General features: G+C 49.6%; 23 protein-coding genes. 9 read left to right on the forward strand and 14 right to left on the reverse strand.

Going from position 1 to position 26,376, the window contains the following annotated elements; all coding sequences use genetic code 11:
* The first annotated feature begins 213 nt into the window (after window positions 1-213).
* From AC0VXX_RS07770 to AC0VXX_RS07795, 6 genes are all read left to right on the forward strand, one after another.
* Window positions 214-603, forward strand: a complete 390-nt coding sequence (locus AC0VXX_RS07770; RefSeq protein ID WP_475516634.1) for a hypothetical protein — start codon at window positions 214-216, stop codon at window positions 601-603.
* A 199-nt stretch (window positions 604-802) separates the two neighbouring features.
* Window positions 803-1,489: an ABC transporter ATP-binding protein gene (locus tag AC0VXX_RS07775; RefSeq protein ID WP_475516635.1), complete on the forward strand. Its 687-nt coding sequence runs from the start codon at window positions 803-805 to the stop codon at window positions 1,487-1,489.
* Window positions 1,479-2,474 (forward strand): HlyD family secretion protein, encoded by a 996-nt coding sequence (locus AC0VXX_RS07780; protein WP_475516636.1) that lies wholly within the window; start codon window positions 1,479-1,481, stop codon window positions 2,472-2,474. The genes AC0VXX_RS07775 and AC0VXX_RS07780 overlap by 11 nt, the downstream gene beginning before the upstream one ends.
* Window positions 2,461-3,639: an efflux RND transporter periplasmic adaptor subunit gene (locus tag AC0VXX_RS07785; protein ID WP_475516637.1), complete on the forward strand. Its 1,179-nt coding sequence runs from the start codon at window positions 2,461-2,463 to the stop codon at window positions 3,637-3,639. The genes AC0VXX_RS07780 and AC0VXX_RS07785 overlap by 14 nt, the downstream gene beginning before the upstream one ends.
* Window positions 3,640-3,716: 77 nt before the next feature.
* A complete protein-coding gene (locus AC0VXX_RS07790) occupies window positions 3,717-4,907 on the forward strand; it encodes an efflux RND transporter periplasmic adaptor subunit (RefSeq protein ID WP_475516965.1) in 1,191 nt (396 codons plus the stop codon).
* Window positions 4,904-6,151 (forward strand): ABC transporter permease, encoded by a 1,248-nt coding sequence (locus tag AC0VXX_RS07795; protein WP_475516638.1) that lies wholly within the window; start codon window positions 4,904-4,906, stop codon window positions 6,149-6,151. Before AC0VXX_RS07790 ends, AC0VXX_RS07795 begins: the two co-directional genes overlap by 4 nt.
* A 95-nt stretch (window positions 6,152-6,246) precedes the next feature.
* On the opposite strand, the gene AC0VXX_RS07800 is transcribed toward AC0VXX_RS07795, so the two are convergent.
* The 13 genes from AC0VXX_RS07800 to hyaA all read right to left on the reverse strand — a co-directional run bounded on the left by AC0VXX_RS07800 (window position 6,247) and on the right by hyaA (window position 18,955).
* Window positions 6,247-6,489, reverse strand: coding sequence for a hypothetical protein (locus AC0VXX_RS07800; protein WP_475516639.1), 243 nt, complete (start codon window positions 6,487-6,489; stop codon window positions 6,247-6,249).
* Window positions 6,490-6,893: 404 nt separating this feature from the next.
* Complete coding sequence (locus tag AC0VXX_RS07805) at window positions 6,894-7,058, reverse strand: hypothetical protein (RefSeq protein WP_475516640.1); 165 nt, start codon at window positions 7,056-7,058, stop codon at window positions 6,894-6,896.
* A gap of 27 nt (window positions 7,059-7,085) precedes the next feature.
* Complete coding sequence (gene hypA, locus AC0VXX_RS07810) at window positions 7,086-7,433, reverse strand: hydrogenase maturation nickel metallochaperone HypA (RefSeq protein ID WP_475516641.1); 348 nt, start codon at window positions 7,431-7,433, stop codon at window positions 7,086-7,088.
* Complete coding sequence (hypE, locus tag AC0VXX_RS07815; protein ID WP_475516642.1) at window positions 7,433-8,458, reverse strand: hydrogenase expression/formation protein HypE; 1,026 nt, start codon at window positions 8,456-8,458, stop codon at window positions 7,433-7,435. Before hypE ends, hypA begins: the two co-directional genes overlap by 1 nt.
* A gap of 3 nt (window positions 8,459-8,461) precedes the next feature.
* Window positions 8,462-9,577, reverse strand: a complete 1,116-nt coding sequence (hypD, locus tag AC0VXX_RS07820; protein WP_475516643.1) for a hydrogenase formation protein HypD — start codon at window positions 9,575-9,577, stop codon at window positions 8,462-8,464.
* Between the two features lie 2 nt (window positions 9,578-9,579).
* Window positions 9,580-9,819, reverse strand: a complete 240-nt coding sequence (locus AC0VXX_RS07825; protein WP_110458100.1) for a HypC/HybG/HupF family hydrogenase formation chaperone — start codon at window positions 9,817-9,819, stop codon at window positions 9,580-9,582.
* 2 nt (window positions 9,820-9,821) lie between these two features.
* Window positions 9,822-10,625: a hydrogenase nickel incorporation protein HypB gene (gene hypB, locus AC0VXX_RS07830; protein ID WP_475516644.1), complete on the reverse strand. Its 804-nt coding sequence runs from the start codon at window positions 10,623-10,625 to the stop codon at window positions 9,822-9,824.
* A gap of 126 nt (window positions 10,626-10,751) precedes the next feature.
* On the reverse strand, window positions 10,752-13,109 hold the full coding sequence (gene hypF, locus AC0VXX_RS07835; protein WP_475516966.1) for a carbamoyltransferase HypF: 2,358 nt from the start codon (window positions 13,107-13,109) through the stop codon (window positions 10,752-10,754).
* A gap of 7 nt (window positions 13,110-13,116) precedes the next feature.
* Window positions 13,117-14,871, reverse strand: coding sequence for a NiFe hydrogenase (locus AC0VXX_RS07840; protein ID WP_475516645.1), 1,755 nt, complete (start codon window positions 14,869-14,871; stop codon window positions 13,117-13,119).
* Window positions 14,852-15,415, reverse strand: a complete 564-nt coding sequence (locus AC0VXX_RS07845; protein WP_475516646.1) for a HyaD/HybD family hydrogenase maturation endopeptidase — start codon at window positions 15,413-15,415, stop codon at window positions 14,852-14,854. The genes AC0VXX_RS07840 and AC0VXX_RS07845 overlap by 20 nt, the downstream gene beginning before the upstream one ends.
* A gap of 10 nt (window positions 15,416-15,425) precedes the next feature.
* Entirely contained in the window at window positions 15,426-16,097 is a 672-nt protein-coding gene (gene cybH, locus AC0VXX_RS07850) for a Ni/Fe-hydrogenase, b-type cytochrome subunit (protein WP_110458096.1), read from the reverse strand.
* A 10-nt stretch (window positions 16,098-16,107) separates the two neighbouring features.
* Window positions 16,108-17,814 carry a nickel-dependent hydrogenase large subunit gene (gene hyaB, locus AC0VXX_RS07855; RefSeq protein ID WP_475516647.1) on the reverse strand — a complete coding sequence of 569 codons (1,707 nt, stop codon included), beginning with the start codon at window positions 17,812-17,814 and terminating at the stop codon, window positions 16,108-16,110.
* Window positions 17,815-17,818: 4 nt separating this feature from the next.
* Window positions 17,819-18,955, reverse strand: coding sequence for a nickel-dependent hydrogenase small subunit (gene hyaA / locus AC0VXX_RS07860; protein WP_475516648.1), 1,137 nt, complete (start codon window positions 18,953-18,955; stop codon window positions 17,819-17,821).
* A 613-nt stretch (window positions 18,956-19,568) separates the two neighbouring features.
* On the opposite strand from hyaA, the gene AC0VXX_RS07865 reads away from it, so the two are divergent.
* Together AC0VXX_RS07865 and hrpA are read left to right on the forward strand one after the other, a co-directional pair.
* Window positions 19,569-19,985 (forward strand): CBS domain-containing protein, encoded by a 417-nt coding sequence (locus tag AC0VXX_RS07865; RefSeq protein ID WP_475516649.1) that lies wholly within the window; start codon window positions 19,569-19,571, stop codon window positions 19,983-19,985.
* Between the two features lie 165 nt (window positions 19,986-20,150).
* The gene (hrpA, locus tag AC0VXX_RS07870; protein ID WP_475516650.1) at window positions 20,151-24,026 is read left to right on the forward strand and encodes an ATP-dependent RNA helicase HrpA; all 3,876 of its coding nucleotides are present in this window, start codon (window positions 20,151-20,153) and stop codon (window positions 24,024-24,026) included.
* 63 nt (window positions 24,027-24,089) lie between these two features.
* Here hrpA and AC0VXX_RS07875 read toward each other — a convergent pair whose 3' ends face one another.
* Window positions 24,090-25,379 carry an alpha/beta fold hydrolase gene (locus AC0VXX_RS07875; protein ID WP_475516651.1) on the reverse strand — a complete coding sequence of 430 codons (1,290 nt, stop codon included), beginning with the start codon at window positions 25,377-25,379 and terminating at the stop codon, window positions 24,090-24,092.
* Window positions 25,380-25,539: 160 nt separating this feature from the next.
* On the opposite strand from AC0VXX_RS07875, the gene AC0VXX_RS07880 reads away from it, so the two are divergent.
* The gene (locus tag AC0VXX_RS07880) at window positions 25,540-26,184 is read left to right on the forward strand and encodes an MBL fold metallo-hydrolase (RefSeq protein WP_475516652.1); all 645 of its coding nucleotides are present in this window, start codon (window positions 25,540-25,542) and stop codon (window positions 26,182-26,184) included.
* Window positions 26,185-26,376 lie beyond the last annotated feature (192 nt).

Genomic DNA, 26,376 nt, shown 5'->3' on the forward strand with positions numbered 1-26,376 from the left:
TTTAGTTTGTGGTTACTGAGGCAGTAGTCACCAGCTTTTACAGGTGTAATTAGGATAAAAAGTAAACTAAAAGAGTGCACTAGCACTCTTTTTTGTTTGGTGTTGAAACTTCATTCGGACTGATACGGTCTAGTTAGCTATCGTCTATTTAGAATAGATCCTGTATGTTTTGGGTTGTTCGCTAATGCGGCCAACAGTGATGTCGGAGAAGCCATGAATATCTACCTTTTGATTGCAGCAGTATTGGCCTCAATTACCTGTGTTGGCGATTTTGTGATGGCCAAGCCGCAATTTTTACGTCCCATGCTACAAGCCGATTTCGATCCCACGACTAAAACCCTAATGCACTGTGTATTTCACTATGTGTCGATATTTTTGGTGCTATCGACACTGGTGTTATTTGCCTGTGGTTTGCAACTGGTGTCAACGATGCAAACCTATGCCTTATCTTTGTTTATTAGCCTTAACTTTATGTTGTTTGCAATTTGGCAAATTTACATTGGCTATTTTGCCGAAGCTAAGAGTGCACGTCGCGTACAGTTTCAGTGGGTGTTTTTTATTATCATTAGTGTGTTTACCCTGTTAGGCGTGTTTACCGATTAAGCGATAACCTCAAAAGGTAGTTGATATTGGGCTGTGTAGCGTAAGAGTCTCAGTACAAATTTGTCTAAGTGTAATTGAGTGTAATATTATCTAAATTCAATTGCATAGTGCTGCGCTATTGAGGCACAGTGAACCATTAGTATTTTAGTCGACGGAACGGCTGCGGCGCTGTAAGCCTTGAGAGTGTGAGACTCACAACATGATAAATGTAAAACGATTAGTTAAATCCTACCAAATGGGAGAGTCGCCGGTATTGGCATTACGCGGGGTCGACTTTACCATACAAGCCAACGAGTTTGTAGCCATCATGGGACCCTCTGGTTCTGGTAAATCGACCTTAATGAATATTATTGGTTGCCTCGATAAACCTACCAGTGGCTCTTACTGCTTAAACGCGCAAGAGGTGAGTCAACTCGATGATGACGCCTTATCTGCAGTGCGTAACAAAGAGATAGGTTTTGTATTTCAAAGCTTTCATTTATTACCGCGTCTCAGTGCATTACAAAACGTATTATTACCACTGCGCTTTGGTGAGCATGCCGACGATAGCACGGATTATGCGCAGCAATTACTGGCACGAGTGGGCTTAAGCGATCGTCAAGATCATCGCCCCAACCAATTATCCGGTGGGCAGCGTCAACGAGTTGCGATTGCCAGAGCCTTGGTGAATCGACCCACCATTTTATTGGCCGATGAACCGACAGGTGCCTTAGACAGTAAAACCTCAGTGGAGATAATGGCGCTGTTTACCGAGCTCCACCAAGCGGGGCAAACCATCATTTTAGTGACCCATGAGGAGGAAGTCGCGGCTTATGCTCAGCGGATCATCCGTATGCGCGATGGCGATATCGTCAGCATTGAACAGCGAGGTGTACATGCCGCATAAGGTGTTTTTTGGCGGTTGCGCCGCATTGGCTGCTTGCATGATAAGCTTTTGCAGCTGGGCCGACGATAGTTTTCCCTCATTACTGTTAACGGGCAAAATCAGCTCGGTTGACTCACAAACCTTTACCGTACCTAAGGCCGGAGATGCTTGGCGCTATCAAATTCAGTGGATGCTGCCCGAAGGCACTTTAGCCCAGCCTGGGCAAAGTGTGGTGATTTTTGATAAAAGCCAATTGACCAATCAAATTGAGCAGCTAGAGGCCAGTTTATTGCGGGTCACGGCGCAAGAGCAAAGTACGGCTATCGAGCTAACGGGTGCGGTATTGCAAGCACAGTTTGATCTTAAGCAGCGCCAACTTGAGGTGGAAAAAGCCCAGCTTGATGCCGATGTGCCATTAGCCTATCTAGCGGCTAAACAGTATGCCGAAAACCAATTCAGTTTGATGCAGGCCCGCAGCGAGCTTGAAAAGGCGCAGCAGGCCTTAGTTGAGGCGTTAGATAAGCAAGATGCTAGCCGTCAACAGTTAGCCATAGATAAACGCAAAGCCCAGCTGGAGTTAAGCCAGGCGCTGCAAGGCATAGCGCAACTGGAATTAACCGCGCAATTTGCCGGCCCTCTCTTGTATGAGCGCCATCCATGGACAGAGACCAAATATGGCGTGGGCGACACAGTGCAGATAGGTCGTCAAGTGGCGACGATCCCAGCGCTAGATAAACTCGAAGTCGTTGCTTGGGTTAATGAGGTGGATGTTGACCGTCTAAGGCTTAAGCAAGCCGTTAGTCTGCAACTCGATGCCCATGTTGAAGTGACCTTCGATGGCACTATTGCATCTATTGGGAAGCAAGCGATGCCTCAACCAGCTTGGGGGCAGAGCAAATGGTTTAAGGTCGGCATCGATTTTGCCAAAGAAAATGCCCAAATTGAGTTAGTGCCGGGTATGAGTGTGCTGGTGGTGACCAAGGAGTTAGCTGATGCGCAAGGGTAATATGATGCAGGTGTGCTGCGCCTTATTCGTCAGTATGTTACTGGCAGGCTGCGGCCAACAGGCGTTGACACGCGTCGAACAAGGGGTATTGATCCAGCAAGTCGAGGTGACAGGTGAACTGGTGTCAGCCGATACCGTGGCGATGATGCCGCCGGCGCTCCGTCGTGTATGGCAATATCAAGTCAAACAGTTGGCTCCAGAGGGCAGCGAAGTGGCCAAAGGCGATGTGGTCGCCAGGTTAGATACCTCTGAGTTAACCCAACGCCTGTCGGTCAGCGCGGCGCGATTGGCGGCGACCAAGCAAGATATTGAAACCTCTAACCTGCGCAATGCCAAGCGGCTCGAACAACTGCGGCTCGATCTTGCCGAAGCCCAGATGAACCATGAAAAGGCGGAACGAAAATTTAAACTATCCGATGAAACCGTGGCGTTAATCGAGAAAGAAAAATACCAGCGTGATGCCATTATTGCCAAAGATAGAGTGGCATTGATTAAGCAAAAAATGGCACTAGAGTCCCAAGGCGCCGAGCAGCGTCAAGCCATGTTAGCCGGGGATGAGCAAAAGTTTGCTTCAGAAGTGGCAGCCTTAGAGAAGGGGATCGCGTCGATGACCTTAAAAGCACCTCGCGCGGGCATGGTGGTGTATGGCAACGATCCGCAAGGCAATAAAATTAAAGAGGGCCAATCGGTGTTTGCCGGTGACGCCGTGTTATCTATCCCTGATCTATCTCATATGCAAGTCAACATGACCGTGCCCGAAGTGGAAGCACAGCGGGTTAAACGCGGTCAAGTGATTAACATTCGTCTCGACGCCAATCCTGAGCGCGTGTTTAAGGGCAAAATAATTGAGTTGGGCGCGGTGTTTCGCAATAAGAATCAAGATGTCCCCATGGTGGTGTTCGATGCCGTCGCCAGTATCGATGAGCCCGACAGTGAGCTGATGCGACCTGGGATGACGGCCAAGATCAGTATTGATATTGCTCAGGCGAGCCCCTCGTTATTAGTGGCTAAAGAAGCGGTGAGCTTTGACGGTGGCCAAGCGTATGTACGCCAGCCCACTTGGCTGGGCGAACGTAAACAGCCAATTACTATTGGTGATATGGGGGCCGAGCGAATGGTGGTCAGTCAAGGTTTACGTGCCGGTGATGAGGTGTTACTGCCATGATGTTAGTGCATTTTTTTGATTGTTGTCGTCTTATGAAATCCTGCTTAGGCCAAGCTAAGCTGCGGTCATCTGATTTGATGAGCAGCGTACTTTGTAGCAGTCTACTGCTGCTTGGCTGCAGTCAACCCGAGCACGATGGGGTGTTAACCATGGAGGTTAAGCTGCGCGATTTTAATGTGCAGATCCCAGCGACCGGTGAGCTGGAGGCGAGCCAATCGACGGCGGTGACTGTGCCTTCAGGGGTGCGTGAACCGCAATCCCTAGCCTGGATTTTAGCCAACTTTAGTCTAGTCAAGGCGGGGGATGTAGTGGCGCGCATGGATCCCACACGCCAAGCCTATTTACTCGAAATGGAAGCGTTTGATTTTAATAAGCTGGATCTCGATAAACAGATGCAGCAACAAAAAGATAAAACCGTAAGCCAAGAGCTGCAGGTGGGTACGCAGGTCACCAGTGAAGAGCGAGACTTGGCCGAGCGTTTCTTCAGTGAAGATGAACGGGTCTACACCAAAATAGAGATCATTGAGCAGATGCGTAATCAAGATTATTTGGGTGCCAAGATGGACTATTTTGATTGGGGATTGTCCCAGCATGATGCACAGGCACAAGCCGAGCAGCAGCTTATCGAGCTTAAGCAGCAGGGGCATAAAGCGAAAATTGATCGCTATGAAAATAACCTCAAACAGATGGAGATCATCGCTCCCCATGATGGCCTATTTGTGTATCAGTCTGGCTGGGACGGTGCCATGCCAGTGGTCGGTGACATGATGTGGTCAGGGTTTACCATAGGCACCTTGCCCGACACCTCTGTGATGCAAGCTAAGCTGTTTGTGCTTGAGTCAGAGGCTGCAGGGCTTTCTGTGGGGCAACCAGCTCATGTCTATCTCGATGCTTACCCAGATAAACGTTTCAGCGGTAAGGTCAGTCAGCTCGATGCGTTAGCAAAACCCAAAGATAAAGACAGCCCAGTTAACTACTTTCAGTTTACCGTGAGTTTAGATGAGACCCTGCCGGCGATCATGCAACCGGGGCGACAGCTGAGCGCTAAAGTGGATGCGGTGTCACTCAATGAGGTGTTGACCGTGCCTAACCAAGCGCTATTTCAAAAAGAGGGCCGCTATTGGGTGTACCTCAAAACGGCAGAGGGTTTTATCGAGCAGGGGGTCGAGCCAGGACAACGCAGTATCGATATGACGCAAATTACCAGCGGACTTAACCAAGGTGATGTGATTGCCTTAACCACACCGCCCAAAAGGAGCCGCTTATGAAGGTGATTAAGGGATATGTTGAGGGCGTCATTCAAGCGTTTGACGAGATGCGCCATCATAAATTGCGCACCGCATTAACCTTGCTGGGGATGATATTTGGTGTGGGCGCGGTGATTGCGATGCTCAGCGTAGGCGAAGGCGCCGAGCGTGAAGCCTTGCGGATGATTGAGTCCATGGGAGTGAACAACATCGTCATCAATGCGCGGCCCGCCGATGGAGATGCGTTAAAATCTATCCGTGAACACAGCATCGGCTTAAGCCTGCGCGATGTGTCTAGTGCGGCCACCACCTTGCCTTTTGTTAAAGATTGGAGCGCGCAAAAGCAGGTGAAAACCTTTAGTTTATTTAGCCCGCAAGGGCGCAGTGATGCCACTGTGGTTGGGGTGACGCCCAGTTACTTTAATTTGAGTGCGCTCAAGGTGGCCAAAGGCCGCAGCTTGACCCAAGCCGATCAGAGTCATTATCGTCAAGTCGCCGTGCTGGGGCCCGAAGCCGCGCGCAGTTTATTTCCGCAAGATAAACCCGTTGGCGGACTGATTAAAGTTAACCATCAATGGTTTGAGGTGGTCGGCGTGCTGTCTGAAGGCGAGGCGGTGCAGTCTAAAATTCAAGGAGTTAAACTTGGCGGCGAACGTAATCAAGTGTTTATTCCACTGGCAACGGCATTAAAGAAGATGAACGTTAAACCGTTAGAGGATGAACTCGACTCGATTAAGTTGGCCATTGCCGATGGGGTTGAGCCTTCACTGGCAGCCAAAAGTTTAGGTCATCTATTTGAGCGGCGTCACGGTGGCGAGAAAGATTATGAGATCGTGGTACCTGCCGATCTATTAGCCCAACATCAAAAAACGCAGCAAATATTCAATATTGTGATGGCATGCGTGGCGGGGATCTCTTTGCTGGTGGGCGGCATAGGGATCATGAACATCATGTTGGCAACGATCATGGAGCGTACCGCTGAAATAGGCTTATTGCGTGCATTAGGGGCAAGACGTAAAGATATCGCGCGTCAATTTTTAATTGAGAGTATCGCTATCTCTGCCACGGGGGGCGTGATAGGCATAGTGGTTGGCCTGTTGTTAGCCTTAGTGATATCTGCCGCTGCGGGCTGGCCGGTGGCCTGGTCTCCCTTTGCCGTGCTGCTGTCGCTTGGGGTGTGTATGACCATAGGGATAGGTTTTGGGCTTTACCCAGCGCAAAAAGCCGCGCGTTTAGATCCCATCGTGGCGTTGCAACGTGATTAAAGCTGCGTTGTTTTGCAAGGTGAGCAAACCGTGAGTGATGTTACTCGGTAACTCATGATCTTGACGTTCTGACTGGCAGCTTAGCCCCTGCGAGTTTACTTTGCCGCCGTTATCGCGAATGAGTAACAGCCTTGGTCTGCCTGGCAATTGTCAGGCTTGGCCGAGCGAGTTAATAAAGGCTCTGCTGTGTCAGTGCTTGGCTGGTTATCGTCAAACAAGACTTGAGTCACACCACTTAACCAACCGACGTCAGAACTGTGGTTAACATAGGTGGAAACGTCGACAAAGGTCAGCCAAAAGGCATAGCCTACAATGGAGTAAATGGTTAAGCGGAACATGAAAGTACCTTGGTGGTTGCTAAATTAGAGACGCACTATACGCGCTAATTTTGTACAAATAAACTGTCAATGTTTTGCCGCGAAATAGTCATCATCCATTTTTTGTTAGATGCTGTTTTTATTGGTTTTTTGCCCGAAGAAGGCGCTGGAAAGTTTAAGGCGCCAAATAAAAAATCAGTGTCAGATTTTCGTTATAGCGTCAAAGTTTGAATACGTAAGGCATAATGCATAGTTGAGGTTCATCGTGGCTCGATGGTAGACAAGACAAAGAAACAACTCGCTTGATTTATAAGCGAGTCGTCAACTTAGTGCAATTCGTGCCAATTACTGGCATATTGCGTGGCACGAACTACACAAGATTCACTCTGTTGCTGTGGTGTGACTCTTGAAGTCAGCGGTTTACCTTAATGGTGTTTTTTCCACATCATGATCCCCGCGACAATTATCACTAATGCCACAAGCGGTAATATATCGTATAGATGGTGGAATAAGCCAATACCACTGTGTCCTCCGTGTGCCCACGCCGCTGCAGGTAATAAACTAACAAGTAGTAATAATGCTCTGTTCATGGTGATGCTCCATTTTAGGTATAATGATTAATTGGTTTCTAGCGCTAACTGCATCAGCAGCATCTCTTCACCGGCAACGATGCGCGTGTCAAAACTGTGGCATTTGGGGCAAATGACAGTGCGCTCGGCCACTTCGACAGTGGTGTTACATTGCTGGCAACTGAGTACGATGGCTTGATGCTCTATGGTGAGCACGGCCTCTTTGGCGCGTCCTTCTAGTTTAAAGGTATCAAATGCGGTGGCTAATAAGGCGGGTTCAACGCCACTTAGCACACCAATTTTTATCACCACTTCGGTTATCCTCGTGGCGTTATTGTCACTGGCATATTGCTCGCATTGCTCCAGCAGAGCGCCGACGATGGAATACTCGTGCATTAGCAGATCCTAGGTAATAATTCGCCTTGGGGGAGGTCGAGATAACGACTGCTACCCCACGGCGTGGTTAAGATCACCTTGCCATGATGATTATCCTCCACTTGTCCAATAATGGCAGCGGTTTGGCTATCACCATAGCGATTGATAATTTCAACCACCCCAGATGCGATGGCTTGTGGCACGGCCAAAATAAAGGTGCCTTCGTTGGCTAAATCATGGGGTTCAAAGCCATAGAGTTCACACAGACCTTTAACCTCATCACTGACGGGGATCTGTGACTCGGCCACACTAATGCCTACCTCTGATGCCTGCGCCCATTCATTGAGCACGGCTGCCAGGCCGCCACGGGTGGCGTCGCGCATGGCATGGATGGTAATATTTGCGGCGATCAGTTGTTCAACTACAGGCCATAAGTTAGCGCAATCACTGCGTAAATCTGACTCTAGGTTAAGCCCTTCGCGGGCCATCAATATGGCGGCGCCGTGCCGGCCAATGTCACCAGAGACAATGATGGCATCCCCTGGCTGCAAATTATTGACCGAAATATGGGGTTTGAGGATCCGCCCAACCCCTGAGGTGTTAATAAATAAACCATCGGCGCAGCCTTTGGGCACCACTTTAGTGTCGCCGCACACCACGCGAGTGCCGCTTTTATGCAGCTCACTTGCCATACTCGCAACAATCTGTTTGAGCGAGGCGATGGCAAATCCCTCTTCAATAATAAAGCTACAACTGAGATATTGTGGCTCCGCGCCCATCATCGCCAGATCGTTGACCGTGCCCGCCACGGCCAATTTGCCAATATCGCCGCCAGCAAAAAACAGCGGGCTCACGGTAAAAGAGTCGGTGGTAAAGGCGGTAGGCCCGTCTAAGTTGAGCACGGCAGCGTCTTCTTCACTGGTTAAAATTGGGTTAGCAAAGGCCTTAAAGAAGATAGACTTAATGAGGTTATTCATCTCTTTGCCGCCACCACCATGGCTAAGTTGAACGGCTTTTTCGGTGGGCAGCTTAATCTCTACAGACATGGGTTAGACTCCGTTATAGCGATAATACGCGTTGCAAGCCCCCTCGGAGCTCACCATGCAACTGCCTAAAGGGGACTCGGGCGTACAGCCACGGCCAAACACCTTGCAATCTTTAGGTTTGGCGATACCTCGTAAAATATCGCCACATTGACACGCTTTGTGATCGTCAATGTCGGCGACGTTAAGCTTTTCACTAAAAATACGTTCGGCGTCGCGGTGGGCGTATTCGGGCCGTAGCATCAATGCCGAATTGGCCACAGGCCCAAGGCCACGCCAACGAAATTGGGGGCGTATCATGAGGTATTGATTGACTTTTTGCTGGGCATGCAAGTTACCATCTTCACTAACCGCGCGGCTGTATTGCACATCCAACTCGGCTGTACCGGCTAACTTTTGTTTGACGATACGTAAAATAGATTCCATCACATCCACGGGTTCAAATCCGGCGACCACCACGGGGGTGTGGTAGCGCTCAACCGCAGGGCGATACAATTTAGCGCCACTTATCACGCTCACATGGGATGGGCCAATAAAGGCGTTCACTGTGGCTTTGGGATCGGCCATCACGGCATCGATGGCGGGTGGCACTAATACATGATTGATATGAAATAGCAGGTTATTAACCCCTTGCTGCTCAGCTTGTTCTATCAGTACCGCGGTCATCGGAGTGGATGTTTCAAAGCCGATAGCAAAGAAGATCACCGTTTTTTCAGGGTTCTCTTTGGCGATGGTGAGGGTATCGAGAGGATCATAAATGGGGCGAATATCGCAGCCTTGTGCCCTAAATTGCGCCAAGCTACCTTTAGAGCCTGGTACGCGGATCATGTCGCCTAACGTCACTAAAATCACATCGGGCTGGGAGGCTAAAATGGCGGCGTGGTCGATACGCTCTTTAGGCATAATGCACACAGGGCATCCGGGCCCATGGACAAATTCAATATTGGCGGGTAATAGCTGATTGAGGCCGTATTTCATTATGGTATGAGTATGGCCACCGCAGACCTCCATAATATTGATGTTCCCCGGATATTGGCTCGCTAAGGTTTGGATCTCTCGGGCCAAATTATGTATGGTCGTGGGATCTCTAAATCCTTGGTAAAGCTGACTTAGGTCAATCATGCTCAGTGCTCCTGCTCCATCTTGTCGACTATCTCTCGATAGAGTGCCAAGCTCTGCTCGGCATCAACCTTATCGATTTTATTCATGACAAAACCGATATGGATAAGCACATAATCATCCATGGCTAACGGCTCACTCATTAAGTGGCTAGATACTTTGCGTTTAACCCCCATGGTTTCAACCGTTACCGCTTGCTCATCTGGGTGAATCGCAACCACTTTTGAGGGGATTGATAAGCACATGCTTAGGCTCTCCTATGGTCATTGAGCCATTGTGCAAAGGCAAACATGCTGTCACTGTCTTTAACAGAAGTGATGAGCACCTCGGCCTTTGGATTGAGTTTTTTCACTTGGGCCTTGGCTTCCTCAACATCAAAATCAAAATGGGGCAGTAGATCGGCTTTGGTGATTAAAACCAAATCGGCTTTACGGAACATCACCGGATATTTTTCTACTTTATCATCGCCTTCCGGTACCGATACCAACACGATATTGAAGTGGGTGCCCACATCATAAGAGGCGGGGCAGACTAAGTTACCGACGTTCTCGACAAAGCATATATCCAGCGGATTAAGGTTCACATGATGCAAGGCACCGTGCACCATAAAAGCATCGAGGTGGCAGGCTGAGCCGGTTTGAATTTGGTAAGCGGGGATCCCTTTGGCAATTAAGCGGTCAGCATCGCGCGAGGTTTCTAAATCACCTTCAATCACGCCATAGTTGAGCGAGGTATACTCTTTTAAGTGTTCCAGCAAGGTGGTTTTGCCACTACCTGGGCTGCTCATCAAATTGAATGCGGTTATTTGATGGGCCTCAAAATGTTGCCGATTGTGGACCGCTTCATGATCGTTCTTATCGAGAATTTTGTGAATGACGGAGAGGGTTTTGCTGTCATTGAGTTGCGGGTTACTGTGCAACTCTTGATGGTCATGGCTGTGGCCGTGATGATGCTCATGCGCGTGGTGATGACCGTGGTGGTCCGCATGTTCTGCGCCACTGTCCAGGGTCGGTTCGTGTCGAGTGATAGAGCAGCCGCAATCTTTACACATGATGAACTCCATTTAATCTAATGCTAATAAACATTTTGCATGGTGACAGCATTAACTTCATTGATACGGGTCACTTTATTAACAAAATGTCAGTATTTTTATCAATCTTGCTGCACAGCTTGCAGCCTATTTTTGGCGGTGGATCTCATACCAGAGTTGGCCCATTGCGATGCCACCATCGTTGACGGGCACCTGCTTGGGGCTGAGCACTTGCTGGTTACGTTGTTTGATCCGCCGCCGAGTGTGTTTGAGTAAGTAACGGTTTTGAAATACGCCGCCTGTGAGTACCACAGGTAAGTGGGCGTGTTCACTGGCCAAGCTGTCGATGGCGTCTGCTAGACAATCCATAAAAGCGCGGGCAATCAGTCCTTGCCACAGGGGGGAATTATCGCGCAGTGACATGGCATCGAGGATCTGTTGCCATAGGTTATCGGTTTGCCACACACAGTCCACCAAGGGTAAGGTAAAGCGCAGCGGCGCAGGCTCATTAGTAACGCGATTGGCTGCCCTCTCCAGTAACATGCCCGCTTGCCCCTCAAATTGGGTGCGGGTCATTAAGCCCAGTAAACAGGCGAGGGCATCGAATAGCCGACCAATCGAGCTGGTCTGATGGATGGCGACGTCCTTGCGCCATAACTGATATAAGTTTTGTATCAGCCGCGGTGACATCCCTTGTATTACGGGCAAATTGAGCGCGGCGATCGCCTCGGGCGAATGCTGCTTAAACAGCAGGGCGAGCATGATCCGCCGCGGATCGGTAATCGCTTGCTCATGACCAATTAACGCCATGGGCTGTAGGTGCACGATGCGCCGATAACCCTTCACGTCGGCCAGCATCACTTCGCCACCCCATAACTGCTTATCATCCCCAAGGCCTGTGCCATCAAAGCTAAAACCCAGCACCTTACCTGTGTATTGCTGCGCCGCCATGACGCTGAGTATATGGGCGTAATGGTGCTGCACTTGGCTATGGTGACAAGCTTGCTCTGCTGCATAGTCACGTGCCCAGCGCGTCGGCGCGTAGTCAGGGTGGCGGTCGCTCACCACATAGCGGGGCGTAAACTGATATAGGCGGCTAAACGTGGCTAAGGTATCGGTAAAATAGTGTTCAGCCTCTAGGCTAAAGAGATCGCCGATATGTGGGCTTAACACCAGATTATGGCCAAAACCGAAGGCGAGGCTATTTTTTTGCTGCGCGCCGACGGCTAAGGTATGGTCTTTAACGCTGTGCTGCCAGTGGAGGGTCAATGGCGCGTAGCCCCGTGCTAGGCGGATCACTTGCAGCTCGTCATCTATCATCTGCACTACGCTGTCATCACAGCCATTTAAAATAGCGCGATCATGATCCAATATCGCATCGACCACGCCAGCCAGTTGGTTTTGAATACCAACGCTTTGGGTAATGATAGGCTCACCGCTTCGGTTGGCGCTGGTGGCCACTAGGGGCCGTTGCAACTGCGCCAATAACAGGTGATGTAAGGGGGTGTAGGGTAAAAACAGCCCTAACCGGTCAATATCGGGAGCGACACCCGGGCTGAGCAAACTGGGGTTATCGATGCGTTCGAGTAAGGTGATAGGCCGCTCGGCGCTGCACAGCAGTTGCCACTCAGCCTCACTTGCCTTGGCCAGGGTTTTGGCCATGTTAAGGTCACTGCACATTACGGCAAAGGGCTTGGCTGGACGCTGTTTACGGTCGCGCAGGCGCATCACGGCCTGATGATTGCTGGCATCGCATACTAGATGAAACCCGCCCAAGCCTTTGATCGCGACAATATCTCCTTGTTGCAACAAGGCAACGCAGCGATCTAGCGCGGCATCACTGTGGGCTATCGCTTGGCCATTGGGTGTGGTTAATGTCAGCTGCGGCCCGCAGTTAGGGCAACTGACAGGCTGAGCGTGGTAACGCCGGTTTAGCGGATCGCCATAAGCCTCGGCGCATTGCTCACACAGGCTAAATTTCGCCATCGAAGTATTGGGGCGATCATAAGGTAAAGCATTGATTAAGGTGTAACGCGGCCCGCAGTTGGTGCAATTGGTAAAGGGGTAGCGAAAGTGACGATTATGAGGATCTTTTATCTCATTGAGGCAATCTTCACAGCAGCTTTTGTCGGCTGATACCGCGACCTGCGCCCCCTCGCTAGCTTGACTCTGAATGATCTCAAAACTTTGACTATTAGAGAGTGGCGCCATGGTCTCTTGAGTCACACTGTCGATACGGGCGAGCGGAGGCGGCGTTTGAGTTAATGTCGCTATAAATTGCGTTAGCTGCGCGCTTGCCCCTTGCAGCTCAATGGTCACGCCCAGGCTATGGTTAAAGGTTAAGCCGCTCAAGCCTAATTCATGGGCTAGGCGGTAGACAAAGGGGCGAAATCCCACCCCTTGGACAATGCCCGTGACCAGTAGTTTAACCCGATGCAGTGATGCCTGTGGCGCTGCTTGCGGCTCAGCCGCTACGTGAGCCGAAGGCCGTTGAGATGGGGTGATAGTCACGCTATTTTCGCCGTTTTTTCAACAATAAAGCACCGATAGCATGATTATTACCGTCGATAGCCAATTGCTGATTGCATTTTATCGGAAAGTTTTTACCGACGCGCAGCACCACACGTTGGCACAATAGGGGATTTCCCCACTCGCTTCCCGCCAATGCCACTGAGCGGACGCCAATATTTTGGTCTAAATGCTCTATCCAGTTGGCGAGGTAATCGGCTAACGAGTCGTGCATGCCAAAGGCCAGCTTGCGGTTGTCTCTGTCATCGGCGAGGCGAAAACTCATTAGGGTGCCTAGTGTCTTGCACCAGTTTAAGCTGCGGTGTGCTTCTCCACGTGTAAGCGGGTAGTCGATACGTGGTGAGTTAGCGCCGCGGTGGGCTTGAGCCGCGGCCGTCAGCGCATCACTGAGGTCATTGACCTGCATCGAGCGACTTGGTAGACCCAATAAAATCGCACCAATGGCCCACAAGGTCGTGAGGTTATTATGTGGTGCGGGCAGTTTAAGATCGAGCAACCTGAGATAATCATCTGGGTATTGCTGTTTAAATTTCTCCAGCACCTTGCGCTGCGGACTCTGCTCTAACTGATGATAGATTTCATAGCCACTGTCTGGCAGGCTGGGCAAGGCGAAAAACAGTTCACTCTGGTGTTTAGCGTCGAGCGTTTGAATTTGGCCGCCGTGCTGCTGGCTAAAATAGATGATGGCGCTGTGTTTATCCACGCCATGCTCTAGATTTACGCTGTGTAAGGCCGATAGCCCATACTCTTGGGGCGTTAAGCTGATTAAAGCCGCTTGCTGTTGTGGCGTCGGTTCGCCAGTCACGCGTTCGACCCGATATTGCTGTTTGTCATGGCAGGCATAGTAAGTCTGCTCGCCGTTGTGCAGTAACACATCATCATGCAGTGCTGGCGTGGTGCGCCTAAGTTTGACAGGCGATTGATCGCTGCAATCGATATCGACCCAGGCACCATCGATAAAGGCCAGTGGCTCGCTGTGGCGAGGATCGTCAATATAGAGCCAGTCAACGCCATGTCTTCGCAGATGCTCAGTTAAAATCACCAATAAGCGGTTATAAGCAAAGCAGAGATCATACAGGGGGGCGTCGAGCTTAGGGTGATTATCTATGGCTCTGGCCGTGATCAGTGGCTTTTCGATGCTCGACAGGGCAAGCACTTGGCGATCCGTTAAGTGAAACTGGGCATTAAGGGTATTGGGATTGCACACCAATAATGTGGGACGACCCGTTGGACTCAGTGGTTTAAGGCTCAAGGTGACGGGGAGATCGCCTGTTAAGGTTAACGCTCCATGGGTGAGCAGTTCTGTGCTCAGCGCCGCAATATCGGCGCCGGTGAGTCCTTGATAGTGAGGATTGATGCTTCGCTCGCCGTGGCAACACTCGCACACCAAGCCCAAATCGCCAAACTGGGGGGATTGGTTATCGCCAAATTGCGGTGTACATTGCTGGCAAAACTCTTGGGTAATGGCCCCGCCTTTCAGTGGGGTGGTGCTGCCGCTTGGGCAATCGATTAAGGCGATGCGTGAATCGGTCAGCCATACCGAGATTAAAAAGTCGTGTGCGATGGCATCGGCTAACGTTTCTAGTTGCGGTTGCTCACCCTCGGCTTCGATAAAATAACAGCCTTTTTGGTAACCTACGCTGATCGTTAGCTCAGCGTAATTTAGGTATTGGTTACATAAGTGCGCGTACAGCGGCACCGGACGTGAGCAGGTAAATTCAAATCTGATTATTTTCATTTATGATGACACCACGCTTGTAAGAATCGGGAATGAGCTTATCGATAGCAATGTTGTTGATGCGAGTCACGGTAAACCCCAGTGAGCGTAAATGGTTCAGCGTGGTCGCTTCCATTAAAGGCACCGCGGCGGCGACGCTAGCGGTAAGGCCGAGGGTCATCGGCTCGATAAGGGTAGGGGTGCAACCGAGCACAAAGGTTTTTGGACGATCGCCAACCATCTCCATCATGGTCAAGGTTTGCAGCATCTCCACTTCGTGGGCACTGCCTTGCCAGTCTATTTCGCTTGGGGCTTTGTCAAAATCGAAAAAGTAAACTTCGCCAGGACCGACGCCATTAGCATTGACTGTGTCGACGACAATCAGATAATCATATTGGCAGATAATAGGAATAAGGCCTTGGGCCAAGGTTCCCCCATCCATGATATCGAGTTGATGGGTTGGATGGGTAAATTGATAGTTTTCTTGTAGGTAATTAACGAAGTGTACGCCGATACCCTCATCGGCGTACAACACATTACCAATACCAAGTAGCAGTATTTTCATGACATCCTTGTTAATGCTTTTTGGGGTGATAATCGTATCCAGACACGATAGAGTCAACCGAGTTATGTTTAAATCGAATACCAGTCCACACCGCCATATAGACGTGGATCACCACAAAGATGACAAACACCCAAGTAAAGTAGTGATGCCAAATACGCACTTGTGCTAAACCACCCATCTGCGCGGTTATCCATGCGGCAGGCTCCCACATGAGGCCACCGAGCCCCAGATGATAGACATTAGCATAGAGGACGAGACCTGTGATGCAGATTAACGCCGCAATGAGTGAAATCACTAAGTAGGTCACAAATTGCAATGGGCCATAAACGCCTTTTTTATCAAGGTGTCCCATCCACAGATAGGATTTGAGCTGCACAATCCAACTCTTGATACTGGTGACATCTTTAAAGGAGCGCCGCTCAATATCGCTCTTAGCAAAGAAGAACAGATAAGCTCGCACCACAGTGATGGCGCACAGTACAAAGCCAAACACGATGTGAGCAAAACGTATCCAGCCTTGCACCAGTACATCTGAGCTGCTGGGCGCAACCAAGAATGGCCAGGCGATATAGAACCCCGTAATGACAAGAACCAGTATGGCTAGCGCTCGCAACCAGTGAAAAATTCTGATCGCGGCGCTAAATATAAAGGCTCTCTCATAGGGTACAGTTGGTGTATCCATGAGTTGCTCCTTAGGTGTTACTGTTGGCATCGAGTCGGAATTCACCCAAATCTTGGCCTTTGTAATCCATTACATGGACAGAACACGCCATACAAGGGTCAAACGAGTGAATAATTCGGATCACTTCCAGCGGCTTAGTGGGATCTTCCAGTTGCAATCCGATGAGCGCCGCCTCATAGGGACCCACCTTACCTTCATTATCGACAGGGCCAGCATTCCACGTGGTGGGCACTACGGCTTGGTAATTTTCCACTAAGCCATTTTTAATGCGGATCCAGTGGCTGAGAGCCCCCCGCGGCGCCTCAATCATGGCGTGGCCGACATATTCACGGTCTGGGTCCATCTCGGGCTTCACATAGGTGCTTTCATCCACTTGAATGTTTTGGATAAGTGCCTCGAAGGTTTTTAAGCCCTCCTCGGCCACAATCAAGGTTTGTAGCATGCGCGCCGCGGTCCGCCCAAGGGTGGTAAACAAGGCTTCAACGGGTAGGCCGGTTGCTTCGAGTAACCCATTAACCGCCTTGACGACCACTTCGTTACCACGTGCGTAGCTGACCAACAGACAAGCCAGTGGGCCTACTTCAACGGGTTCACCTTGATAACGCGGTGATTTCACCCAAGAGTATTTACCGTCACCGTCTAGGGTGGGCAGTTTGCCGTATACCGTGTCGCGTTCAACAAAGCCGGTGTAGTTTGGGATGGTGGTGCCATCATAGGGATGTTGCGGTCCGTCAGCTTCATACCATGCATGGCTGACATCTTCCTTAATCAAGTCGGGATTGAGGTCGCTGACATTGGCTAAATCGCCATTCATGATCACCCCTTGGTCAAACAGGTATTCGCCATTGGCCAAAATAAAGTCATTGGTCGCCATGAAGTTTTTCACGTTGACCCCACCTAATACGCTTGGCTCGTTACCAAAGGCGTCGGCTGCCATGACGATATCGGCTTGATAGGCACGGCGAATAAAGTCCGTTACAGTGGCGTGTTTTTGCTTCCACTCTTGCAGGCGAGCAGGGCTTAACATATCACGTACCGAGGTCACGCCGCCGACCACTAAGGATTGTGGATGGGGCTGCTTACCACCGAAAATCGCCATCATTTCTGCGGCCACCCGCTGCACTTCAAGTGCTTTTAGGTAGTGCGATAGGGCGATCAGATTTTGCTCTGGGGTAAACTTATAAGTGCGGTTGCCCCAATAAGCGTTGGCAAAGGGGCCAAGCTTACCCGTTTCGACAAAGCCTTTAACCCGCTCTTGTACTGCTCTAAGTTCACCTTCACCGGCCGCAATTGGTTTATCGGTATACTTGAGTGCCACTTGGGCAGCCGCGGCAGGATCGGCGCTTAATGCCGAGACCACATCGACCCAATCTAGCCCATGTAGGTGATAGAAATGGACAATATGATCATGCATGTACAGTGATGTCAGCATTAAAGAACGCAGGTATTTGGCATTCAGTGGAATGGTTAATCCAAGCGCATTTTCAACCGCTTCTGTGCCGCAGCGGTAATGGGAATAGGTACACACACCACAGATGCGCTGTACGATGAGGCCGACATCCATGGGGGTACGTCCCTTGAGGATCACCTCAATACCGCGCCACAAGGTGGATGAGGACCAGGCCTTTTGAACAACATTATTTTCATCAACTTCAACTTCGACGCGTAAATGGCCTTCGATGCGAGTGATGGGGTCGATAACTACACGTTTGCTCATTTAACTAGTCCTCTTTCGAATTGGCAAATACGCTGGCAACTGCATGGGCGCCGATACCAATGGCTGTCGCCCCTAAAATAACGGCTCCGACAGTGTCGGCGGTGGCATCGAGTCCGTGAAGTAACTGTCTGCCTAGAGGCTTCTCAAAATCAGCCATATCATCCCAGAAGTTGGGCTCAGAGCAGCCCATACAGCCATGGCCGGCCAATACAGGCCAACTGGTGTGATGATTAAATCGTTCGGTAGGGCAGTTGTTGTAGGTGTACGGACCTTTACAACCCACCTTGTATAAACAGAAACCCTCTTTGGCCCCGCTGTCACCGAACTCTTCGACAAATTCACCAGCATCGAAACGACCACGACGTTCACAGTTATCGTGGACCCGAGCACCATAGGCCCACTTAGGCCGGTTAAACATGTCTAAGGCGGGTAATTGGCCAAACATGATGAAATACATCAGCGTTCCGACAATGTTTTTCTCACTGGGTGGGCAACCACCTAAGTTAACCACCGTCTTATTGACCACTTGGTCAACCCCTTTAGCGCCCGTTGGGTTAGGCGCTGCGGCCTGGACGCCACCAAAGGCTGCACAGGTGCCGACTGAGATAATGGCAGCGGCGCCTTCGGCGGCATGTTTAACAATGTGAAGTCCCGTATGGCCTTTACAGCCTACGGTGAGGCAGGCGCCATTATTGGCCGTGGGTATCGCCCCTTCAACCGCCAGCAGGTAGTTACCTTTATAGGCTTCTAGGGCATGCTCGAGGTTCTCTTCTGCTTGCCAGCCTGCTGCGGCCATTAAGGTTTCGTGGTATTCCAATGACACATGGTCAAAGATTAGTGAATCTAGGTTAGGGGTATCGGCGCGTATCAGTGATTCGGAGCAACCGGTACATTCGGCCATATGCAACCAAATCAGTGGCACTCTATCGGCCAGTTCGGCGGCTTCGGCCACTAAGGTGCTAAATGGAAGTGGTAAAGCCAGCATTGCAGTTACTGCAGCGCTCCACTTCATGAAGTCTCGGCGTGAAATGCCATGCTCTTCCATTTTGCTTTGCAAAGAATGGGCATGACGGGGTGATAAGCTGCGCAACATCTCGAGACGCGCTTGACCCTGTTGGTATAAGGCGGCATGTGTGTCCATGGTTGACCCTTTGTTGTCATTCTGATGCTGAAATGTGATGTATCGATTCGATAACTAAGTGTAGGCCGCAATTTAGGTATATTTGTTGATATGTATCAAGCTTTTGGGAAGTTGTGATCGAGTCGATACTTTTCAGTTAATTCGTATGAGGCAGATCATGTTTATGCTCACGTTTGGGACAAAATGTCGCGTTTTTTTGCGCTTATGTGAGCTAGCGCAGATCAGCGTGCCAGCTTATGTCATCAAGACGTCAGTCGTTGGTATTAGGTTGTGATGGTTTAAACTTAATGCACACAAACAGCGTGCAATCATGCGTCGCATCAAACAAGCCGCTCTTAAAAGTCCTTTAATAGGCCGCCGTTACATAAAAAGTTAAGCAAAATTCTCGGTTGATATTGCCAACCTTATATACACTTACTATGGCCAATCAAATAAATAAGTGGACTATTTTTGTTGATGATAAAAAAGCAGGCTTGCTTAGATCTGCTGATTTAAGTCAGGCATAAGTTGAGTTATTAAATTGATAAGCTCTTAGTAACGTAGGTTAGCCATTAAGAGTGATTTATTAATTCATGCGATTGGTATTAGTGCACACAATCCTAGGAGCTACACTATGGAATCGATGAAAGTCGTTGATTATATGGACCGTCAACCCGTGTTATTACATCCGGATATGACACTGGCCGCGGCGGTAGAAAAGCTGCTGACACAAAAAAAACTCGGGGCAGCTGTGGTGGATCATGGGGGCAATTTAGTGGGGTTTCTGTCGCAACAAGATTGTTTAGCTGTGATGTTAAAAAGCTCGTATCACTGTGATTTAACGGCTAATGTTAGCGATTGCATGCGCAGTGACGTATTAAGTGTTACCCAAGACACGCCAATCATCACCCTAGCGGAACAGATGTTACAGGCTAAACCCAAAATCTACCCAGTGGTAGAGCAGGGCAAGGTGGTCGGCATAGTCGATCGTAATGCGGTGCTCAAAGCGATAAATCTGTCGATGCAAGCCTGCTATCTCAAGCCTGCTTAGGCATTATTACTCCTTGCTTCTCGTCGCGTTATTTTAAAGGTGCGTGAATTAAAGTGACGCGAGGGTGAGGCTTATCTCCTGCAGAAATGCACCATTTGCCATACCAATAGCGTGCGTTAATTGGTAGGATCGCAGCCTTGTGTTTTTCTTTTATGGGTTTTGCATTTGAATTCGCCACTTCACCCCCTGTCTAATGCCTTCTTAAAGCAATGTTATCAAGCGGATGCCTCTAAAATTAGGCGTCGTCTCTTTCGCTTAAATAAGCAAGCCGATTCCGATAAGAAGCGGGATGAATTGGTCAAACTTGAAGCGCTGGCAGTTGCCGCTTGGGACAAGGTTGAGCAACGTCGCAGCGGTCGCCCGCAAATAGACTATCCCGAGGCGCTGCCTATCTCGCAAAAACGTGACGAAATAGCGCGGGCAATCGCGGGTCATCAGGTGGTGATTGTTGCGGGTGAAACTGGCTCAGGTAAAACGACGCAGCTGCCTAAAATCTGTTTAGAGCTGGGTCTGGGTTGTCGTGGACTTATCGGCCATACGCAGCCGCGTCGTCTGGCAGCGCGCAGTGTGGCAAGCCGAGTCGCTGAAGAGCTCAACAGTCCATTAGGTGAAGTGGTGGGCTTTAAGGTGCGCTTTGCCGATGCGATAAAACCCAGCTCGTACATTAAATTGATGACCGATGGTATTTTATTAGCTGAGCTGACGTCCGATAAATGGCTCGACCAATACGACACCATCATTATCGATGAGGCGCACGAGCGCAGCCTGAATATTGATTTCATTTTAGGTTATTTAAAAAATGTGCTGAAAAAGCGCCCCGATCTCAAAGTGATCATCACCTCAGCCACCATAGATGTAGAGCGTTTTTCCCAGCATTTTGATAATGCGCCTGTGATTGAAGTCTCTGGGCGAACCTATCCGGTTGAGACGCGTTATCGTCCTTTAGTGCGTGATCAAGACGAAGATTTAGATTTAACCGAGGGGATATTTGCCGCAGCAGAAGAGCTGATGGCCGAAGGCCCCGGTGATATTTTGATCTTTATGAACGGCGAGCGTGAAATTCGTGATGTGGCCGATCAGCTCAATAAACGCCAATATCGCGATACTGAGATCTTGCCCTTATACGCACGTCTCTCTTATGGCGAGCAGTCTAAGGTGTTTAAGAGCCACGTTGGCCGGCGTATCGTATTAGCAACCAATGTGGCCGAAACGTCGTTAACCGTGCCCGGAATTAAATACGTGATCGATCCCGGCACCGCCAGAATCAGTCGCTACAGTTACCGCACTAAGGTGCAACGCCTGCCCATTGAGCCCATCTCGCAGGCCAGCGCCAACCAACGTCTTGGCCGCTGTGGTCGTGTGGCGCCAGGTATCTGTATCCGTTTATATGATGAAACCGATTTTATTAATCGGCCCGAATTTACCGATCCCGAAATTTTACGCACCAACTTGGCGTCGGTTATTCTGCAGATGTTGGCCATTGGCCTTGGGGATATCGAAGGTTTTCCATTTATTCAGCCGCCAGATCCCCGTTACATCCGCGATGGTTTCTTGCTGCTCGAAGAACTGCAGTCGGTTAAAAAACACCAAGGTCAGCTGCAGCTGACGCCACTTGGGCGCCAATTGGCATCGATTCCGGTGGATCCCCGTTTAGCACGCATGGTAGTGCAGGCCAACGAGTATGGCTGTTTGCATGAGGTGCTGGTCATCGCCGCAGGCTTGTCGATACAAGATCCCCGTGAGCGCCCGATGGACAAAAAGCAGGCGGCGGACGAAGCCCATCGTCGCTTTAATGACAAACATTCTGATTTTGTGGGCTGGGTTAACTTGTGGAACCATGTCAAAACTGAGCAAAAAACCTTATCAGCTAGCCAGTTCCGTAAACTGTGTAAGCAGGAGTTTTTAGCTTACCTGCGAGTACGAGAGTGGCAAGACTTGTATGTTCAGCTGCGTCAAGCGGTGCATGATCTTAAATGGAAACTCAACAGCGAACCGGCCGAGTATCAACCCCTGCATCAAGCACTGTTAACCGGTTTGCTGAGCCATATCGGCTTTAAAGATAAAGACAACGAATATGTCGGCGCCCGTAACCGTAAGTTTTTTGTGTTTCCAGGCTCTCCTTTAGCCAAGAAAGGCCCTAAGTGGATCATGGCCGCCGAGATGACCGAAACCTCGCGCCTCTTTGCTCGCTGCTGCGCCAAAATTGAGCCTGAATGGATTGAACCCTTAGCTGGCCATTTAATTAAGAAAAGCTATGTTGAGCCCCATTTTGAGGCCAAGCAGGGCAGTGTCGTGGCCTTGGAAAATCAGCAGCTATATGGCCTGACCATAGTCAATCGTCGCCGGGTGCAATATGGGCCGATAGATCCCGTTGAAGCGCGTGAAATTTTTATTCGCAGCGCCTTAGCTGACGGAGAACTGCGTACCAATGAAGCGTTTTTCGTCAAAAATCGTCAGTTGCTGGAAGACATTGAGTCGTTAGAGCACAAGTCGCGTCGGCGCGACATTTTGGTCGATGAACAGGCACTGGTGGATTTTTACCAGAGCCGCATTCCCGCTGGTATTTATAACGCGCCCAAATTACTCAGTTGGTGGAAGCAGGAGAAAAAGGTTAATCCCGATCTCTTAGACTTTGAACGCTCACAGCTGATGAAACGCAGTGATGAGCATATCTCGGCGCTGGATTTTCCCGATCATTGGCATCAAGGCAATTTAACACTCTGCCTAAGTTACCACTTTGAACCTGCCGATGTTGATGATGGTGTCTCGGTGCACATTCCTGTGGCGTTATTAAATCAGATAGACAGTAACGGTTTTGACTGGCTGGTGCCGGGCTTGCGAGAAGAGAAGTGCATCGCGCTGATAAAGTCTTTGCCTAAAACCTTAAGGCGTAACTTTGTGCCCGCTCCCGATTATGCCAGAGCCTGCTTACAGGCGATGACATCGACCGAGGTGAGCCTGCTCGAGGCCATGTGCAAACAGTTACTGCGCATGAGCGGGGTGCGGGTCTCAATCGATGATTTTGATCTGTCGCAGTTACCTGCGCATTTGTTGATTAATTTTAAGGTCGAAGATGACCGCGGTAAGCTCATCGCCCAAGGCCGCAACCTAGAGGAGCTCAAGACCCAGCTGCAAGGCCAAGTCAGTCAGGCGATTCGCAATGTGGCCGACACAGGTATTGAGCAGCAAGCGTTGACCGAGTGGAGCTTTGGCGACCTGCCCAAGCAGTATCAGCAACGCAAAGGAAATTTTGAAGTCAAGGCGTTTCCAGCGCTGGTGGATGATAAAACCAGTGTCTCTATTGCTTTATTTGATGATGAAAATGAGGCCCAGCGCGCCCATCGAAATGGCCTGCAGCGCTTGTTGCTGCTTAACATGCCGTCGCCTGTGAAACATCTGCAACAAACCTTGCCCAATAAAGCCAAGTTGGCGATGTATTTTAATCCCTTTGGTCAGGTTAATGAGCTGATCGATGATATTTTATCGGCGGCAGTGCAGCAGTTACTGGACGAAAAAGGGCTGGATATTCGTAGCGCCGCGCAATTTGAACAAGCAAAAGAGTGGGTGCGCCAAGAGCTTAACCCCACAGCGGCCAAGATAGCCTTGCAGGTGGAAGAGATTTTAACCTTGTATCAAAAGGTGAAAAAACGCCTTAAGGGTAAAATTAGCTTCGATATCGCCTTTGCCATGAGTGATATTCAAGCGCAGCTCGACAAGTTGGTTTACAAAGGATTTGTTGAGCAGTGTGGCTGGCAACGATTAACCGATTTAGTTCGTTATATCAAAGCGATAGATAATCGTCTCGACAAGTTGCCGGTCGATCCCAATCGCGATCGTTTGCACCTGCAAAGCATTAATAATGTGCAGCAATTACTCGAGCAACAACTGGCTAAGGTACCGCGAACTGCGGCTATTCCTCAGGCGCTGCAAGATGCCCGCTGGATGATAGAAGAGTACCGAGTGTCCTGTTTTGCTCAGGTGCTGGGCACAGCCTATCCGATCTCAGAGAAGCGGATTATCAATCGGATTAACGAAGCGTAAATAGCGCTCAAGGTGGTTTGTCGCACACGGCCAGTAAACGAATGTCACTGGCCGTGATGCGCGTTAACGCAACTGCTGACGCCGATTAAGGGCAATAAGTTTATCTAGGATGCGCTCACCATCCATACGAATACCATTGTGTTCATATTCTGAGGTGAGCCAATAGGTTAGGTTACCCACTTGGGCTGAGGTTTCTAAACTGTAGGTCATCTCGACAAACATATCTTCGCTGTAAATGGCTGCCGCGACCGGCACCTGATTGCTTGCCAAAATATTAACATCGTACAGCATGGGCCAATCGGCTTTTTCGGCTAGCAGGTGCGCAGCATGTTTGAGTGGTTTAAGGTTAGTAAATTGCTCAAAAAACCAAGGGTATACCATTTCACCAGTAAATAAAAATGGACTATCGGCACGGTAGTTAAACTGTTCAAATTGGCCTCGTACGCGCTGCGCCGACCAGTTTGATGCGTGCTGCTGGCAGTAAATACTCTCGTGCAGCAAGGCAAAAATCGGGTTGGTATTAAAATCGAGTAACTGGCAAAAATGCGCTAAAAATAGCGGATTCATCTGCACGCCTTGGTCGGTCTCCATCAAGGCTTGCTCTAACAGGTAATATACGGCTTCGGGGCCTTGCTCCATGCCAATATTGATCCCCAGCAGTTGCAACATTTCTACCGTAAGTCGCTCGCCAGTGGCGATACGCACCTCATGGGTGCTGATATATTGTGCGAGGTTTTGTACTAATTGCTGCGCGTCGGGAAAGCGCGTGAAAAAGTCGTTATTTTTGCGCTGTACTCTTTGATAGGTAGCTTGATAGACCTCATCACAGCGGCGAGTGAGCGAGGGAATACCGCCAGTGATGTAGGCTTCTTCGAGGCCATGTGGGGCATCGTTGAGGTATTTAAGTACACAAAAGCCGCCAAAACTTTGCCCTAGAATACTCCATTTCTTGCCCGGACAAAGCTGCTGACGTATCGCTTCTGCATCGGCAATGATACTATCGGCGCGAAAATGGCTAAGGTACTCGGCTTGAGCGGCGGCGTCTAAATGGCCCAGCGATACTGCGTTAACGGGTGATGACAGCCCGGTACCGCGTTGGTCGAGGAGTAATACCCGATATTCTTGCAAGGCTCTTTTTATCCAGCCGCTGTTTGCGACAGGCCTTACGGCGCCAAATCCTGGGCCACCTTGAAAAAACACTAGGTAAGGCAGCGTTTTATCGCTGTGGCTGGGCGAGACGAGTTCGCGAGCAAACACACTGATGTGTGGCCCATTGGGCTGTTGGTGATCCAGTGGCAGCATAAAGGTGTGTTTAATGGATTGGATCCCAGACAGTATTTGGCGATTGCTCATGTGTATCCTTTTGATTTTTAGTGGATGTAGCCCGCAAGAATTGTATATAAAAACAATAGCGTGGCATAGATTATCCTAGATCAATATATTGATAACCGATATTAGTTAAAACTGACGTGTTATCCTAATCTATGCTTAATTGAAATAGTGGAAGTAGCAGATGAAATATCAAATTGTGCCGGTCACACCTTTTCAGCAAAACTGCAGTATTATTTGGTGTGAAAAAACCAAGTTAGCTGCGGTTGTCGATCCCGGTGGCGATATCGCTCGTATCGAGCAGCAATTGGCTCATCATGGTTTAACGATAGCGAAAATCTTGTTAACCCATGGTCATATCGATCATGTTGGCGGTGCAAAAGCGCTCAGTGAAGCCACTGGCGTTGATATTATTGGTCCCCATAAAGATGATGAGTTTTGGTTGACTTCGTTAGCGGAGCAGAGCAAACATTTTGGTTTTTTACCGGCGCAGCCTTTTGCCCCTCACCGTTACCTTGCGGCGGGCGATACCGTCTCGGTTGGCGAACAAACACTGCAAGTCTTGCATTGTCCCGGACATACCCCTGGGCATATTGTGTTTTTTCATCAGCAAGCTAAGTTGGCGTGGGTTGGCGATGTGCTATTTAAAGGCTCAATTGGTCGCACCGATTTCCCGCAGTCAAACCATCAACAGTTAGTCGAGTCGATAACCCAAAACTTATGGCCATTAGGCCGTGATGTGACCTTTATTCCTGGCCACGGACCTATCTCTAATTTTGGCGCCGAGCGCGAGCAAAATCCTTTTGTTGCCGACCAGTTATTAGCCTAAGCTTTCTCCTAACACTTTTGCCTTGCCGTTAGTCTATGCCGTCAGCATGACTAATGGCCTTTGGCGTTCCTTTGATTTTTCAAGCAATAATATTGGTTTCCTTATCTGTGCTTTGTTAGGCTAGGCCGATATGTACAGTGAAAACCTATCGATTGAATGGTTCCATTGAATGCTTGCTTGCCAAGCACGACA

This window comes from Shewanella sp. QJM3NY_23, assembly GCF_056173105.1.

Excerpts from the sequence above, each read along its gene's own strand:
- AC0VXX_RS07875 (WP_475516651.1), bottom strand. The coding sequence starts at position 25,379 with ATGAGCAATCGCCAAATACTGTCTGGGATCCAATCCATTAAACACACC.
- AC0VXX_RS07775 (WP_475516635.1), top strand. The coding sequence starts at position 803 with ATGATAAATGTAAAACGATTAGTTAAATCCTACCAAATGGGAGAGTCG.
- hypD (WP_475516643.1), bottom strand. The coding sequence starts at position 9,577 with ATGATTGACCTAAGTCAGCTTTACCAAGGATTTAGAGATCCCACGACC.
- hyaB (WP_475516647.1), bottom strand. The coding sequence starts at position 17,814 with ATGAGCAAACGTGTAGTTATCGACCCCATCACTCGCATCGAAGGCCAT.
- AC0VXX_RS07805 (WP_475516640.1), bottom strand. The coding sequence starts at position 7,058 with ATGAACAGAGCATTATTACTACTTGTTAGTTTATTACCTGCAGCGGCG.
- AC0VXX_RS07880 (WP_475516652.1), top strand. The coding sequence starts at position 25,540 with ATGAAATATCAAATTGTGCCGGTCACACCTTTTCAGCAAAACTGCAGT.
- AC0VXX_RS07840 (WP_475516645.1), bottom strand. The coding sequence starts at position 14,871 with ATGAAAATAATCAGATTTGAATTTACCTGCTCACGTCCGGTGCCGCTG.
- AC0VXX_RS07770 (WP_475516634.1), top strand. The coding sequence starts at position 214 with ATGAATATCTACCTTTTGATTGCAGCAGTATTGGCCTCAATTACCTGT.
- hyaA (WP_475516648.1), bottom strand. The coding sequence starts at position 18,955 with ATGGACACACATGCCGCCTTATACCAACAGGGTCAAGCGCGTCTCGAG.
- cybH (WP_110458096.1), bottom strand. The coding sequence starts at position 16,097 with ATGGATACACCAACTGTACCCTATGAGAGAGCCTTTATATTTAGCGCC.
- AC0VXX_RS07825 (WP_110458100.1), bottom strand. The coding sequence starts at position 9,819 with ATGTGCTTATCAATCCCCTCAAAAGTGGTTGCGATTCACCCAGATGAG.
- AC0VXX_RS07865 (WP_475516649.1), top strand. The coding sequence starts at position 19,569 with ATGGAATCGATGAAAGTCGTTGATTATATGGACCGTCAACCCGTGTTA.
- hypE (WP_475516642.1), bottom strand. The coding sequence starts at position 8,458 with ATGTCTGTAGAGATTAAGCTGCCCACCGAAAAAGCCGTTCAACTTAGC.
- AC0VXX_RS07790 (WP_475516965.1), top strand. The coding sequence starts at position 3,717 with ATGAGCAGCGTACTTTGTAGCAGTCTACTGCTGCTTGGCTGCAGTCAA.
- AC0VXX_RS07800 (WP_475516639.1), bottom strand. The coding sequence starts at position 6,489 with ATGTTCCGCTTAACCATTTACTCCATTGTAGGCTATGCCTTTTGGCTG.
- AC0VXX_RS07795 (WP_475516638.1), top strand. The coding sequence starts at position 4,904 with ATGAAGGTGATTAAGGGATATGTTGAGGGCGTCATTCAAGCGTTTGAC.
- AC0VXX_RS07785 (WP_475516637.1), top strand. The coding sequence starts at position 2,461 with ATGCGCAAGGGTAATATGATGCAGGTGTGCTGCGCCTTATTCGTCAGT.
- hypA (WP_475516641.1), bottom strand. The coding sequence starts at position 7,433 with ATGCACGAGTATTCCATCGTCGGCGCTCTGCTGGAGCAATGCGAGCAA.
- AC0VXX_RS07780 (WP_475516636.1), top strand. The coding sequence starts at position 1,479 with ATGCCGCATAAGGTGTTTTTTGGCGGTTGCGCCGCATTGGCTGCTTGC.
- AC0VXX_RS07845 (WP_475516646.1), bottom strand. The coding sequence starts at position 15,415 with ATGAAAATACTGCTACTTGGTATTGGTAATGTGTTGTACGCCGATGAG.
- hypB (WP_475516644.1), bottom strand. The coding sequence starts at position 10,625 with ATGTGTAAAGATTGCGGCTGCTCTATCACTCGACACGAACCGACCCTG.